Source organism: Mycolicibacter minnesotensis (assembly GCF_010731755.1).
Classification (GTDB): Bacteria; Actinomycetota; Actinomycetes; order Mycobacteriales; family Mycobacteriaceae; genus Mycobacterium; species Mycobacterium minnesotense.
In genome coordinates this window covers 1,163,905-1,178,582 of the sequence record NZ_AP022589.1, presented here as the reverse complement: position 1 = coordinate 1,178,582, position 14,678 = coordinate 1,163,905, and the positions used below count along the sequence as shown (strand labels likewise).

At 65.7% G+C, this 14,678-nt stretch carries 13 protein-coding genes, 1 tRNA gene and 1 pseudogene; 8 read left to right on the top strand and 7 right to left on the bottom strand.

The genetic code is table 11. From position 1 onward, the window contains the following. The first annotated feature begins 30 nt into the window (after window positions 1-30). The 5 genes and pseudogenes from G6N09_RS05665 (at window position 31) to G6N09_RS05645 (ending at window position 5,393) form a co-directional block, all read left to right on the top strand. Window positions 31-894 carry an SDR family oxidoreductase gene (locus tag G6N09_RS05665; protein WP_083027235.1) on the top strand — a complete coding sequence of 288 codons (864 nt, stop codon included), beginning with the start codon at window positions 31-33 and terminating at the stop codon, window positions 892-894. A 73-nt stretch (window positions 895-967) separates the two neighbouring features. Next, on the top strand, window positions 968-3,775 hold the full coding sequence (gene ppc, locus G6N09_RS05660; protein WP_083027232.1) for a phosphoenolpyruvate carboxylase: 2,808 nt from the start codon (window positions 968-970) through the stop codon (window positions 3,773-3,775). A gap of 102 nt (window positions 3,776-3,877) precedes the next feature. Continuing rightward, complete coding sequence (locus G6N09_RS05655) at window positions 3,878-4,738, top strand: alpha/beta fold hydrolase (RefSeq protein ID WP_083027230.1); 861 nt, start codon at window positions 3,878-3,880, stop codon at window positions 4,736-4,738. 127 nt (window positions 4,739-4,865) lie between these two features. Continuing rightward, window positions 4,866-4,941: transfer RNA gene (locus G6N09_RS05650), tRNA-Thr, on the top strand. Window positions 4,942-4,986: 45 nt separating this feature from the next. After that, window positions 4,987-5,393: pseudogene (locus tag G6N09_RS05645) on the top strand (HNH endonuclease signature motif containing protein). A 25-nt stretch (window positions 5,394-5,418) separates the two neighbouring features. Here G6N09_RS05645 and G6N09_RS05640 read toward each other — a convergent pair. Beyond that, window positions 5,419-6,162, bottom strand: coding sequence for an MlaD family protein (locus tag G6N09_RS05640; RefSeq protein ID WP_083027227.1), 744 nt, complete (start codon window positions 6,160-6,162; stop codon window positions 5,419-5,421). Window positions 6,163-6,270: 108 nt separating this feature from the next. Here G6N09_RS05640 and G6N09_RS05635 point away from each other — a divergent pair, with 108 nt between their 5' ends. Beyond that, window positions 6,271-6,990, top strand: a complete 720-nt coding sequence (locus G6N09_RS05635) for a response regulator transcription factor (protein WP_083027225.1) — start codon at window positions 6,271-6,273, stop codon at window positions 6,988-6,990. Window positions 6,991-7,050: 60 nt separating this feature from the next. Further along, window positions 7,051-8,514 (top strand): sensor histidine kinase, encoded by a 1,464-nt coding sequence (locus G6N09_RS05630; protein WP_083027223.1) that lies wholly within the window; start codon window positions 7,051-7,053, stop codon window positions 8,512-8,514. 3 nt (window positions 8,515-8,517) lie between these two features. Here the strand turns inward: G6N09_RS05630 and G6N09_RS05625 are convergent, their stop codons facing one another. Next, window positions 8,518-8,922: an HIT family protein gene (locus G6N09_RS05625; protein WP_083027221.1), complete on the bottom strand. Its 405-nt coding sequence runs from the start codon at window positions 8,920-8,922 to the stop codon at window positions 8,518-8,520. Window positions 8,923-9,033: 111 nt separating this feature from the next. Between G6N09_RS05625 and G6N09_RS05620 the strand changes: the two genes are divergently transcribed. After that, entirely contained in the window at window positions 9,034-9,564 is a 531-nt protein-coding gene (locus G6N09_RS05620) for a YceI family protein (RefSeq protein WP_083027219.1), read from the top strand. Between the two features lie 89 nt (window positions 9,565-9,653). Here G6N09_RS05620 and G6N09_RS05615 read toward each other — a convergent pair whose 3' ends face one another. The 5 genes from G6N09_RS05615 to G6N09_RS05595 form a co-directional block, all read right to left on the bottom strand. Beyond that, the gene (locus G6N09_RS05615; protein ID WP_083027218.1) at window positions 9,654-10,781 is read right to left on the bottom strand and encodes an NDMA-dependent alcohol dehydrogenase; all 1,128 of its coding nucleotides are present in this window, start codon (window positions 10,779-10,781) and stop codon (window positions 9,654-9,656) included. Window positions 10,782-10,915: 134 nt separating this feature from the next. Further along, entirely contained in the window at window positions 10,916-12,157 is a 1,242-nt protein-coding gene (locus tag G6N09_RS05610; RefSeq protein WP_083027216.1) for a cytochrome P450, read from the bottom strand. Window positions 12,158-12,234: 77 nt separating this feature from the next. Continuing rightward, window positions 12,235-12,975, bottom strand: a complete 741-nt coding sequence (locus G6N09_RS05605) for a glucose 1-dehydrogenase (protein ID WP_083027214.1) — start codon at window positions 12,973-12,975, stop codon at window positions 12,235-12,237. Between the two features lie 46 nt (window positions 12,976-13,021). Continuing rightward, window positions 13,022-14,104, bottom strand: coding sequence for an NAD(P)H-dependent amine dehydrogenase family protein (locus G6N09_RS05600; protein WP_083027212.1), 1,083 nt, complete (start codon window positions 14,102-14,104; stop codon window positions 13,022-13,024). Between the two features lie 26 nt (window positions 14,105-14,130). Further along, entirely contained in the window at window positions 14,131-14,676 is a 546-nt protein-coding gene (locus G6N09_RS05595; protein ID WP_083027210.1) for a nuclear transport factor 2-like protein, read from the bottom strand. Window positions 14,677-14,678 lie beyond the last annotated feature (2 nt).

The window sequence follows — 14,678 nt, the reverse complement described above, 5'->3', positions numbered from 1 at the left end:
CGCAGTGCAATGGTTGGAGGAGGGCATCCCTTGGGTGTTTATGCGGTGACCGGGGCAGCATCCGGTATGGGCCGGCAGGCCAGCGACAAGCTACGCGCAGCGGGCCACACGGTCATCGGGGTGGACCTGCATGACGCCGAAGTCGTTGCGGACTTATCCAACCCGGACGGCCGAGCTGCGGCGGCCAGTCAGGCGCTGGCCCGGTGCGGGGGCCGACTCGACGGCGCGATCCTGGCGGCTGGGCTGGGCCCCAAGCCGGGTCCGGACATGGCCCGGACCATCTTCGAGGTGAACTTCCGCGGCGTGGTGGATCTGCTCGACGCGTGGCGGCCGGCGCTGGCCGCCGCTGAGCGAGCCAAGGTGGTGGTGATCGGCAGCAATTCCTCGACCACCATCCCCGCCGTACCCCGTCGCACGGTAAGTGCCCTGCTCGCCGGTAAGACAGTGCGCGCCGTGCGCACGGTAAAACTACTGGGCCCCGCCGCGCCGTCGATGGCCTATGGCGCCTCCAAGATTGCGGTGACTCGCTGGGCGCGCCGGCAGGCCGTCACGCCGGAGTGGGCCGGCGCGGGAATCCGGCTCAACGTATTGGCTCCCGGCGCGATCCAGACGCCCCTGCTTGATGAGCTGTTGGCGATCCCTGCACAGGCCAAGGCCGTTCAGGCGTTCCCCGTGCCGGTCGGTGGTTTCGGGGATCCCGCGATGTTGGCCGACTGGATGCTGTTCATGCTTTCCGAAGCTGCCGAATTCCTCTGCGGCAGTGTGATCTTCGTAGACGGTGGTACCGACGCATACTTTCGATCCGATGACTGGCCACGCAGCCTGGGGGTGTCGGGCGTGCCGCGTTATCTGATGCGGTTGAGGTCGTTTCGGGGTGCCTCGCACGACGGCTGATCGGAGCGACGAAGTCTTACTGTGAGTGGGCCAACACTAGTCGCGGACGCCAAAGCTGGCGATACTGGCACCTATGGCAGACGCCACGGATGCAGAACTGGAACCGATCGGCGCTGTTCACCGCACGCGCATCGGCCGGGAAGCCACGGAGCCGATGCGTGAAGACATTCGGCTGCTCGGTTCGATTCTCGGCGACACGGTCCGCGAGCAGAACGGTGATCGGGTCTTCGGTTTGGTCGAACGGGCTCGGGTGGCGTCGTTCGGGGTGCGGCACTCGGATGTCGACCGCGCCGACATCGCGCGCATGTTCTCCGGCATCGACATCCACGAGGCGATTCCGGTCATTCGAGCGTTCAGCCACTTCGCGCTGCTGGCCAATCTCGCCGAAGACATCCACCGGGAGCGGCGCCGCGCCATCCACGTGGCCGCCGAGGAGCCGCCGCAGGACAGCAGTCTGGCCGCGACGTACCTGAAGTTGGATGCCGCAGAACTGGATTCGGCGGCCGTGGCGGAAGCGCTGGAGAATGCCCTGGTCGCTCCGGTGATCACCGCCCATCCCACCGAGACCCGCCGGCGCACGGTGTTCGCCAGCCAACACCGAATCGGTGAACTGATGCGGTTGCGCTCGGAGGGGCGAACGAGGACCGACGATGGGCGCGACCTCGAAATCGAGCTGCGACGCCAGGTGCTGATGCTGTGGCAGACCGCGTTGGTGCGGGTGGAGCGGTTGCAGATCTCCGACGAGATCGAGGTTGGGCTTCGGTACTACCCGGCGGCGTTCTTCGAGGTGATCCCGAAGATCAATGCCGAAGTCCGGGCGGCGCTACGTGCCCGCTGGCCCGGTGCCGACCTGTTGGATGAGCCCATTCTTCGGCCCGGCTCCTGGATAGGAGGGGACCGCGACGGAAACCCCAACGTGACCGGCGACGTGGTTCGACTGGCCACCGGCAGCGCCGCGTATGCCGCGGTGGCGCACTACCTGACCGAATTGACCGCGCTGGAACAGGAGCTGGCGATGTCGGCGCGGCTGGTCAGCGTCAGCACCGGGTTGGCCGCCCTGGCCGATGCCGAACAGGAGCCGGCTCGCGCCGACGAGCCCTACCGGCGGGCGCTGCGGGTGATCCGGGCCCGCCTCACCGCGACCGGGGCCGAGATCCTGGACCAGCTGCCTCCGCATGGACTGGACCTGGGATTGCCGCGGTATGCGACACCGATTGAGCTGTCGGCCGACTTGGACACCGTCGATGCGTCGCTGCGGGGCCACGGCGGAGCGCTGTTGGCCGATGACCGGTTGGCGCAGCTGCGCGAGGCCGTGCAGGTGTTCGGCTTCCATCTCAGCGGCCTGGATATGCGACAGAACTCCGACGTGCACGAGCAGGTGGTCGGTGAGCTGCTGGCGTGGGCAGGGGTGCATCCCGACTATGCCTCGCTGGAAGAAGACGAGCGGGTCGCACTGCTCGTCGGCGAACTCGGCACCCGTCGGCCGTTGCTGGGGGAGCGCGCCGTGCTGTCGGAGCTTGCGCATGGCGAGTTGGCCGTCATCGAAGCCGCCGCTCACGCGGTAGCTCGCTACGGCCCGGCAGCGGTGCCCAACTACGTGATCTCGATGTGCCGGTCGGTGTCGGACTTCTTGGAGGTGGCGATCCTGCTCAAGGAGACCGGCTTGCTGGACGCCTCCGAATCGACGCCGTACTGCCCGGTGGGCATCGTGCCGCTGTTCGAGACGATCGACGATCTGCGCCGCGGCGCGTCGATCCTGCGGGCCGCGCTGGAAATCCCGGTGTATCGGGCGATCGTGGCCGCCCGCGGCGACAACCAGGAGGTGATGCTGGGCTACTCCGACTCCAACAAGGACGGAGGCTATCTGGCGGCCAACTGGGCGTTGTACCGCGCCGAGCTCGAACTCGTCGAGGCGTCCCGCAGCGCGGGGATCCGGTTGCGGTTCTTCCACGGTCGGGGCGGCACGGTCGGTCGGGGCGGTGGTCCCAGCTATGAGGCGATATTGGCTCAGCCGCCGGGCGCGGTGAACGGGTCGCTGCGTCTCACCGAGCAGGGCGAGGTGATCGCCGCCAAGTACGCCGAACCTCAGATGGCGCGCCGCAACCTGGAGAGCCTGGTGGCCGCAACCCTGGAGGCGACGCTCCTCGATGTGGAGGGCCTTGGTGATGCCGCCGCCCCGGCGTATGCGGTGCTCGATGACCTGGCCGTCCGGGCCCAGCGTGCCTACAGCGAATTGGTCCACGAGACACCAGGGTTCGTCGATTATTTCCTGGCGTCCACGCCGGTGGGCGAAATCGGCGCGATGAACATCGGTAGCCGGCCCACGTCGCGCAAACCCACCTCGTCGATCGCCGACCTGCGTGCCATCCCCTGGGTACTGGCCTGGAGCCAGTCGCGGGTGATGCTGCCCGGTTGGTACGGGACCGGGTCGGCGCTTGCACAGTGGATAACAGCGGGCCCGGAAAGCGAAACCGACCGCCTGGCGGTGCTGCACGACCTGTATCGGCGTTGGCCGTTCTTTAGCACCGTGCTGTCAAACATGGCTCAGGTCCTGGCGAAGTCGGACTTGGGCCTGGCGGCCCGTTACGCGGAGCTGGTTCCCGATGAATCTTTGCGGCGCAACATATTCGACAAGATCGTCGCGGAACACCAGCGGGCAATCACCATGTACCTGCGGATCACCGGCTACGACGACCTGCTGGCCGACAATCCGGCGCTGGCGCGGTCGGTGTTCAACCGCTTTCCCTATCTGGAGCCGCTGAACCACCTTCAGGTGGAGTTGTTGCGGCGCTACCGCGCCGGCGATGACGACGAACTGGTGCGGCGCGGCATCCTGCTGACGATGAACGGGCTGGCCAGCGCACTGCGCAACAGCGGATGATCACCCGACGGCGAAAGTGACGGCCTAAGGCCCAGGGTCGGCAGATCGGCGGATGTCGACCCCGACGGTTTTCCCGCCGATATCGACGTTAGCGTGGGACACATGACGACACAGCTGAGCCACGACGAGACCCTGCGCGAGGTCACCACCGAGCAGGGAGTGCTGCGCTACCACGAAGCCGGTGATGGGCCGACGCTGTTGATGCTGCACGGCTCTGGGCCCGGTGTGACCGGCTGGCGCAACTACCGCGGCGTGCTGTCGGCCTTCGCCGAGCACTTCCGCTGCTTGGTGCTGGAGTTTCCCGGATTCGGGGTCAGCGATGACTTCGGCGGGCACCCGATGGTGACGGCGTTCGGCGCGGTGCCTGCGTTCACCGAAGCGCTGGGGCTGGATCGGTTCAGCATCGTCGGCAACTCGATGGGTGGCGGCGTCGGGATCGGCTATGCGATCGGCAACCCCGACAAGGTGAGCAAGCTGGTGACCATCGGAGGCATCGGTACCAACCTGCTCAGCCCGGGACCCGCCGAGGGCATCCGGCTGCTGCAGGACTTCGTCGACAACCCCAGCCGCGACGCCCTGGTGCGGTGGCTGCACTCGATGGTCTACGACCCGGCGGTGATCACTGACGAGCTCATCGAGGAGCGGTGGGCCCTGGCCACCGACCCCGACACCCTGGCCAGCGCACGGCGCATGTACGGCAAGGAAGCCTTCACCAACATGGTGAAGATGATGCAGGCGTCCAAGGGGCCGCTGCCGTGGGCGATGATGCACCGGCTCAAGACCCCCACCCTGGTGACCTGGGGACGCGACGACCGGGTCAGCCCGCTGGACATGGCGCTGATCCCGATGCGGACCATCCCCGATGCCGAGGTGCACGTGTTCCCCAACTGCGGGCACTGGACCATGATCGAGGCCAAGGACGCCTTCACCCGCGTGGTGCTGGAGTACCTGACGCGCGACTAGTTCAGTGGGGATTTGGCGTACCGACAGCACCGGCTGGAGTCGGTTCCGGCGCGAGTGGTTGGGAGCGGGAAACTCAGACGCCATCGCCCGTCGTACAATCGCCATGGCTCGTCATCGAGCCAGGCTTGCCGCGTTAGCTCAGTTGGTAGAGCGTCGCTCTTGTAAAGCGGATGTCGAGAGTTCGAGTCTCTCACGCGGCCCCATTCGGCGGCTCAGTTCGTGTCGGCCCCCGGGGCTAGCGTCGTCTTGTGTCGGTGACCTGTCTTGGGTGTGGCGTCGCTTTTGAAGGCCGGCGGCTAAGGGTGTTCTGCAGCAATGCATGCCAACAGTCACACCGCCGACGCGTACTGGTGCAGGCCTGGCTTGAGACCGGAGCCTGTGGCCGCACGTCGCACGTCGGCAACTATGTCCGGGACTACCTACATGAGCAACAGGGCGGTTGCTGCGCGATCTGCGGCATCGACGGCAGGTGGAATGGCGTGGCCTTGACGTTGATCGTCGACCACATCGACGGCGACGCAGACAACAATCGTCGTCGGAATCTGCGGCTCGTCTGCCCCAACTGTGACAGCCAGTTACCGACGTTCAAGGCGCGGAATCGCGGCAGGGGACGCTACTACCGGCGACAGCGTACGCCGATGGCCGGTCGTATTGACACCCGCCGTCAGCGGTCAGCGTGATCAACTCTGCGGATCGGTCGGGTCCTGGTCGATCACCCGTTGAGAGCGGACCGTTCGGGGTGAGCTGCGTCGGTTGGAGCGGCGTGGCAGCAGTGGAATGCGCTCGGCGATGTTGCTCAGCGGATTGACCACCAGCGTCAGCGCGATGACCGCCTCCTGCAGCGTCTCGATGGCGGGCTCCAGTGCCTCCATGCCGGGGGCCAGCCGGCTCAGGGTGTCGGCGACACCAGCGAGCTGCTCCAGCGGGCCGTTGCGGGCGGTGAGCTTGTCGATCAGCCCCCCTTCGGACAGCAACCGGTCGGCTAGGCCGTCTTCGGCCAGCAGGCGTTCGATGAGTCCGTCTTCATCGGTCAGTTGATCCACGAGTCCGCCGGGCTGCAGTGCCCGTTGCAGCCCGCCGCCCTCGGCGGTGAGCCGGTCGATCACTCCACCGGGTCCGGTCAGCTGGTCGATCAGGCCTCCCGGGGCCAGCAATCGGTCGGCCGGGCCGCCCGGGGCTAACGCACGTCCCAGCGGGGCATCGTCGTCCATCAATTTGGCCAGCCGATTGGCGCGCGCGATGGTGTCGTCCAGGCCTAGCATGTGTGCCATCGAGTTGGCCGTTCCACGGTCACTGGTCTCGCCGAGCGACTGGCGGGCCAGGCCCAGTGCCGCGGTGGCCACCCCGAGCCCGGCGTCCGCAATCGACAGACCTAGCCGTGCCGGGGCGGTAGACAGCGCGATCAGCTGCTTGGCCAAGCTCACTTGGCCAGTCTAGGGCGCACTGTGAGCAGTTATCAGCTAGTTTGATTAACAGCAAACATACAGCGGATATCCAGCTGGTTTTCAACGAGCCGCGAGGGAATTGTCGGTATGGGAGCAACAGCTGCGCAAGAGGCCGCACCGGAGGCCAGAGTTCTCGTCGTCGATGACGAAACCAACATCGTCGAACTGCTGTCGGTCAGCCTCAAGTTCCAAGGATTCGAGGTCTATACCGCCTCCAGCGGGCCTGCGGCGCTGGACCGCGCGCGAGAGATTCGGCCCGATGCGGTGATTCTCGATGTGATGATGCCGGGCATGGACGGGTTCGGCGTGCTACGTCGACTACGCGCCGACGGCATCGACGCTCCGGCACTGTTTCTGACTGCGCGCGATTCGTTGCAGGACAAGATCACCGGCCTGACCCTCGGCGGTGACGACTACGTGACCAAGCCCTTCAGCCTGGAGGAGGTGGTGGCCCGGCTGCGGGTCATCCTGCGCCGGGCAGGCAAGGGCGTCCAGGAGCCGCGCAACTCCCGGCTGTCGTTCGCCGACATCGAACTCGACGAGGACACCCACGAGGTGTGGAAGGCCGGCCAGCCGGTCTCCTTGTCGCCCACCGAGTTCACGCTGTTGCGGTACTTTGTGATCAATGCCGGCACGGTGCTGAGCAAGCCGAAGATCCTGGACCACGTCTGGCGCTATGACTTCGGTGGCGACGTCAACGTGGTGGAGTCCTATGTCTCCTATCTGCGGCGCAAGATCGACACCGGAGATAAGCGTCTGTTGCACACCCTGCGCGGTGTCGGATATGTACTGCGCGAGCCGCGATGACAGCCGGCCGTGACGCACGACGGCCGGTGAGGGCCGGAAACGGGTTATAGGTCGAAACACATGGGGACGGTCAAACCCCTTCGGGACATTCTGCCGCTGAAAGTCAGCTTGGTCGCTGCCACCTTGGCTATGGTGGCCATCGGTCTGCTGGCACAGGGCTACGCCGTCACCACGATCCTGCGGCACCGTCTGATCGGCAGGATCGACGCGACTCTCATCGACGCCGCCAACGGGTGGGCGCTGGAGCAGCGCGGCCTGCACCCGTCGAGGGAGGACGACGACCCCCATGCCGGGCGGCCGCCGACGAGTTTCTACGTTCGCGACGTCGACCCCGACGGCAGCGTCTGGACCGTCGTCAACGACCACAACGCCGAACCGTTGCTGCCGCCGGACAACGACGTGGGTTCGGTGCCGGTCACGATCGGCTCCGTCGACGGGTCGGGGGTCCAGTGGCGGGCGCTGTCGGTGCACGGCGAGAACGGTCGGCTGATCACCGTGGCCCGGGACCTGTCTGACCCCCGGGCCACCCTGCGCTATCTCGCCTGGTGGCGGATGGCGATCGGCGTCGGAGTGCTGTTGATACTGGGCGCAGCCGGCTATGTGGTGGTCAACCGCAGCCTGCGGCCGCTGGCCGAAGTCGAACGCACCGCCGCGGCGATCGCCGCCGGCCGGCTGGACAGTCGCGTGCCCGAGCGAGATCCACGTACCGAAGTCGGACAGCTCACGCTCGCGCTCAACGGCATGCTGGCACAGATCCAGGAGGCGGTCGCCTCCTCGGTGGCCTCGGCGGAGAGCGCCCGCATCTCCGAGGAACGGATGCGCCGTTTCATCACCGATGCCAGTCACGAACTGCGCACCCCACTGACCACGATCCGCGGCTTCGCCGAGCTCTACCGGCAGGGCGCGGCTCGCGATGTGGAGCTGTTGATGTCGCGCATCGAAAGCGAGGCGCGTCGGATGGGCCTGCTTGTCGAGGACCTGCTGTTGCTGGCCAGGACCGATGCCCAGCGGCCGTTGGAGCGGCATTGGGTAGACCTGTTGGTGCTGGCCTCAGACGCCGTCCACGACGCCCGGGCGATCGCGCCGAACCGCACCATAGAGCTCGAAGTCTTCGACGGCCCGGGAACACCGGAGGTCCTCGGCGACGACGCCCGACTGCGACAGGTGCTGAGCAATCTGGTGTCCAACGCGCTGCAACACACGCCAGACGGGGCCGCGATCACCGTGCGGGTGGGCACCGAGGGCGACAATGCCATCCTCGAGGTCGTCGACCAGGGGCCTGGCATGAGTGAGCAGGATGTGGAGCGGGCCTTTGAGAGGTTTTTCCGAACTGATTCATCACGTGCTCGAGCCAGCGGCGGCACCGGTCTGGGGCTCTCGATCGTCGACTCGCTGACCCGGGCGCACCACGGTTCGGTGACTGTCAGTTCGCCGCCGGGGCAGGGTTGCACGTTTCGTGTCTCGCTACCGCGCCTGGCCGACGCCTCGGCGCGATCCACCGAGTTGCCCGCTGAGATTCTCTGAAGCTCAGCGGAGTTCGGCCAGGGCGGCCTTGATCTTGGCCTGGGCTTCGTCCAGTGATTCCGCAGAGGGACTGCGGTCCACGCCGGCAAAGCCGAAGTCGGCCAGGCTGCAGGTCGGAAAGACATGGACGTGCAGGTGGGGTACCTCGAGGCCGGCGATGATCATGCCGGCGCGCTCGGTGTCGAACGCCCGGCACACCGCTTTGCCGATCTGCTGTGCCACCGCCATAACCCGGGCGAAGGCGGCGCCGTCGATGTCCTGCCACTGATCGATCTCGGCGCGGGGTACCACCAGGGTGTGGCCCTGTGTCATCGGCTCGATGGTCAAGAAGGCGACGACGTCGTCATCTTCGTAGACGAATCGGCCCGGCAGCTCCCGGTTGATGATCTTGGTGAACACGGTGGTCATGGGTTCAGCATATGCGCCGACTGCCAGATGAAACGGGCGTCGCTGCGTATTATCGAGATTGAGCCGAGACCCACAAGACGGACGTGAATTACCGGAGACAGGGGAGACGAGATGTCATCTGTCGCAGCATTTCTCAGCAGCTCGAAGGCGGTTGGTTCCTGGACTCTGGATCCCGAGCAGTCGAGTATCCGATTCGAGAACGGAACCATGTGGGGCGCGCTGAAGGTGCGGGGCGCGTTCACCGAATTCAGCGGCAGCGGAGAGATCACGGACGATAAGACTGTGTCCGGAAGGGTCGACATCAAAGCCGCCTCGATCAACACGGGGCTGGGCACTCGCGACCACGACCTGCGCCGGTCGAACTTCTTCAACACCGACCGCTATCCCGACATCAGCGTGGTGGTGACCGGCGGCGAACCGGTCGGTGGCGACGTCGCCAGGCTAGACGGCGAGCTGACCGTCAAGGGCATCACCGGACCGTTACCGCTAAAGGTCGAGGTGTCTCCGCACGCTGACGGTGGGGTACGGCTGACCACCGAGGCCACGGTAACCCGCAAGCAGTTCGCTGTGGAAGGCAACTTCTTGGGCATGGTCGGCAATAAGACGAAGCTCACGGCAAGCCTGGTGTTCCGGAAGGACTAGTGCCCCTGGTTGACTCTGCGCGTACCAGACAAAAGTACGAGTAGATTGCCTGGTGGGCGCAGAGTCAACGGGATGCGGCTGGCGCCGCGCTACCGATCCGCGTCGGTGTAGCGGATGATGCCGCGAATGTTCTTGCCCTCCAGCATGTCCTGGTAGCCCTCGTTGATCTGCTCCAGCTGGTACTGGCGGGTCACCATGTCGTCGAGGTTGAGCTTGCCGACCTTGTACATCGACAGCAGCTGGGGGATGTCGTACTGCGGGTTGCCCCCGCCGAAGATGGTGCCCTGCAGGTTCTTCTGCAGCAGGGTGAGCATCGCCAGGTTGAGTGTCACCTGGTTGTCCAGCATGGAACCCATCGCGGTGAGCACGCAGGTGCCGCCCTTGGCGGTCAGGATCATGTAGTTGTCGACGTCGGCGCCGTGCACCTCGCCGACGGTGACGATCACCTTGCGGGCCATCAGGCCGTGGGTGACCTCCATCATGCCGCCCATCGCGGCGAAGATGTCCGGGTAGACATGTGTGGCGCCGAACTTCAGCGCCTGGTCGCGCTTCCAGTCCACCGGGTCGATGACGAAGATGTTGCGGGCACCGGCGTTGACCGCGCCCTGCAGGGCTGACATGCCGACTCCGCCGACACCGACGATCGCTACGTCCTCGCCCGGGCGGATGTCGGCGCTGCGGACGGCCGAGCCGTAACCGGTGGTGACGCCGCAGCCGACCAGGCATGCCACCTCGAACGGAATCGACGGGTCGATCTTCACCACCGAGGACTTGTGCACCACCATCCACGGCGAGAAGGTGCCGAGCAGCGTCATCGGGTAGACGCCCTCGCCGCGCGCGGTGACCCGGAAGGTGCCGTCGGTGACGGCGACGCCGTTGAGCAGCCCCGCGCCCAGGTCGCACAGGTTGCGCAGGCCCGACTGACAGGTCGGACAGGTGCCACACGACGGAATGAAGGACAGCACCACGTGGTCACCGGGGGCGATGTCTTCGACACCCGGCCCAACCTCGGTGACGATGCCGGCGCCCTCGTGTCCGCCGAGGACCGGGAAGCCGGCCATGGGGATGCTGCCGGTCATCAGATGGTGGTCGGAGTGGCACATGCCAGCCGCCTCCATCTGGATCTTGACCTCGTCTTTCCGGGGCTCACCGATCTCGATCTCCTCGACCGACCACGGCTTGTTGAACTCCCAGAGCAACGCACCCTTTGTCTTCACCGCAAACCTGCTTTCGTGTTGAATTTCCGGGATGTCCGGCAGACCACTGATCGGAGCCTATAACCGACTTACCGACCGCGGGGAGGTTCCTCCGAACCCCTGCGCCCGCGCCCGCGGCGCGCGCTTCGGTCGGGCTAACGGTGGTAGGCGACCTGCAGATCCTTGACCCCGTTGATCCAGCCGGAACGCAGTCGCTGCGGCTCGGCAAGCTTGGCGATATCCGGCAACTGATTGGCGATTTCGTCGAAGATCAGCCGGATCTCCATGCGGGCCAGGTTGGCGCCGATGCAGTAATGGGTGCCCTGGCCGCCGAAGGCCAGGTGCGGGTTGGGATCGCGCAGAATGTCGAAGTTGAAAGGCCGGTCGAAGACGTCCTCGTCGTAGTTGGCCGAACTGTAGAACAGGCCGACCCGCTGGCCTTGGGCGATGGCCACCCCGCCGATCTCGGTGTCGACCTTGGCGGTGCGCTGGAAGCAGTGCACCGGGGTGGCCCAGCGCACGATCTCGTCGACGGCGGTCTGGGGTCGCTGCCGCTTGTAGAGCTCCCACTGGTCGGGGTGCTCGGCAAACGCGTTGATGCCGTGCGTGATGGCGTTGCGGGTGGTCTCGTTGCCCGCCACGGCCAGCAGGATCACGAAGAACGCGAACTCGGTCTCGCCGAGCGATTCGCCGTCGATGTCGGCCTGGACCAAGCGCGTGACGATGTCGTCGGCCGGGCAGCGCCGCCGCTCCTCGGCCATTGTGTAGGCGTAACCCATCAGTTCGGCGTTGGCCATGGCCGGATCCGAGTCGAAGTCTGGATCGTCGGTGTTCATGATCGAGTTGGTCCAGTGGAATAGCTTTTCCCGGTCGTCCTCGGGTACCCCGAGCAGATCGGCGATCGCCAGCAGCGGCAGCCGCATCGCGATGTCGTCGACGACGTTGCCGTTGTCCTTCTCGGCGGCGGCAGCGACGATGTCACGGGCCGAATGGGCCAGCTTCTCCTCCAGCGCACTGACGGACCGGGGGGTGAACAATCGCGACACCAGCTTGCGCAGTCGGGTGTGCTCGGGCGGATCGTGGTTGATCAGCAACGCCTTGGTCAGGTCCAACTGGTCGGCGGTGATGCTGTCGGGCAGCCGCATCACAGCGCCCTTGGCATTGGTCGACCACACGTCGTTGTCGCGGGAGATCTCTTTGATGTGCTGATGTTTGCTGATGACCCAGTAGCCGCCGTCATCGAAGATGTTGCTGTGCGAGGGCTGCTCGTTCCACCAGACCGGTGCCGTCTTGCGCAGTTCGGCGAACTCGGTGATCGGCATTCCATGGAGCAGCACATCCGGATCGGTGAAGTCGAATCCCGAACCGAACGGACAAGCTGATTGCGTTGATGTCATGACGAACACCTTTGGTTGTCACTGGAGCATGAGCCGCGCTCGGGCATACACATGATGGCTAGGTGTATGACCGGGTGTCAACCGTTCTTGTGCGGAACGTCGGCCACCAGACCGCCGTCCATGACGAACTCCGAGCCGGTGGCGTAGGAGGATTCGTCGCTGGCCAAGAACAACACGAAGGTGGCAACTTCATCGGATGTGCCAGGCCGGCCCAGCGGGATCGTCACCATGTCCTCGGGCAGGTGTTCGGTCATCGGGGTGCGGATGAAACCGGGGTGCAGAGAATTGACCCGAATGTTGTGGCGTGCCAGTTCCAGAGCCGCGGATTTCGTCAACCCGCGCACGGCCCACTTCGAGGCCACGTAGGGGTGCACCATGGGCGCACCGCGCAGGCCCTCGATCGACGACACGTTGATAATCGAGCCTCCGCCGGCGGCGATCATCGAATCGATGGACGCACGCATGCCCAAGAACGTGCCGTTGAGGTTCACGTCGATGACCCGATGCCATTCGTCCAGATCGAACTTGCGCAGCTGTCCCAGGGCGACTGTCCCGGCGTTGTTGACCAAGACGTTCAGCTTTCCGAACGTCTCGACAGCGACGGCCACCGCGGCAGCCCATTGCTCCGGGTCCCGGACGTCGAGGTGCACGTAGCGCGCGGAGTCGCCCAGTTCTGCGGCCAGTGCCGCGCCTTCGGTGTCCAGCACGTCGCCGATGACCACCTTGGCGCCCTCGCCGACCAGCATCCGGGCGTCGGCCGCGCCCATACCGCGCGCACCCCCGCTGATCAGAGCTACCTTGTCGTCTACACGTCCCATGGGTTTGCGCCTTTCCGTCCAGTGATGGTGGGTGGTCTTCGGTGACTCAGTCGGTGGCACCCGCGATGACGGCGGGTGCGCCGACCAACGGCAGGTCCAGCGTGGTGACAATTCCAGCCGGTGCCGCGACGACGGCCGGAATCGCGTTCACGACGCGGCCGACGCCGACGGCGATCGCGGCGTAGTTGTGATCGCCGAGGCGGCTGGTCGGGCAGATGTCGACGGCGTAGGACGGCTCGCCGGTGATCTCCACCCGGTAGGAGCCTCCGGGCTGCGCCGGTTGTGCCCAGTCCGGCCGCAGATCGCTACGCAGCCGCGTGACGTGCTCGACGACGATCAGGGGACGGCCGTCGACGATGCCGCTGATCTCGAACTTGAGCGCGGCGACACCGCCTGCAGGGATGTGTCCGGCGGCGATGTCGAAGGCCTCCGGGGCGGGTTCACGCTCTGATGAGTCGGTGATGGCATCCAGGGTCACGCCCAGGCCGGCGGCCAACTCCCGGATGGTCGCACCCCACGCAATGCTCAGGATGCCGGGCTGCAACAGCATCGGTACGTTGTCGAGTGAATTGCCGAAACCCATCACGTCGAACATGACCTCGGCGCCGTCGTAGGTCGCGTAGTCGGCGATCTCCAGGCAGCGGATCTGCTCAATGTGCTGACACGTGCTGGCGAACGCCAGCGGCACCAGATCGGTGATGAAACCGGGGTCGACGCCGTTGACGTAGACGCTCGAATTGCCCTGCCTGGCAGCGTCTTCGATCGGCTCGATGAACTTGTCTGGAATGACACCCCAGGGGTACTGCAGTACCCCCGGGGCCGTCCCGATGACATTGATTCCGGCGGCCAACAGTCGGCAGACATCCTTGAGTGCGTCGGGCAGTCGGGTGTCGCCCATCGCGCAATACACCGCGGCCTCGGGCTTGGCGGCGATGATCGCCGCAACGTCGTCGGTCGCGGTGATTCCGGTGCGGACGTCGAGGCCGGCCAGCTCGCCGGCATCTCGGCCCACCTTGGCCACCGTCGAAACCCACACGCCGGTGAGCTCGTAGGCGGGATTGGTGATCAGGGCGCGCAGGGCGATCCGCCCGGCGTTGCCTGTGCCGATCAGTGCGACGCGTATTGCCACGAGTTCTCCTGGGCGTGAGTTGTCTTCTACCAGAGCGGAACGGGCGACGTGCCCAGCGGGAAGTAGCCGGGCAGCTTCTCGCCGGCCAGGCTGCGCTCGATGCGCTTTTGCATTCCGGCCGAAAGTTTGCCGGCAGTCATCAGATCCAGGTACAGCTTTTGGACGTGACCGAAGTCGAAGAAGTCACGCTGCCACTCGATCTTCGCGTCGGCGTTGAGCCGAAACCAGCTGCCGCCGATCCCGTAGATCTCCGACTCGGTGCCGTCGGCGTCGGTCGCGACCTGCTTCCAGAACCCGACGATCTCGCCCTGCTTGTCGTCGATGAGCACCTTTTGGTAGGGGTACTGCCAGTTGTCCAGCCCCTCCATCTCCAGACCCAAGGCGATGTCGCGGATCTCGTCGATCCCGACGCACATCACGTCTTCCTTGGGGCCGATGTTCCAGCCGTAGGTGGCGTCATCGGCGTAGAAGTCGGCCAGGGGTCGCCAGTCGCCAGCCGCTTCGGCGTCGCGATTGACCTGCAGCCAACGCTCGACCCAGTCTTCGAGTTGTTCGCGGGGAAATGACGACATAG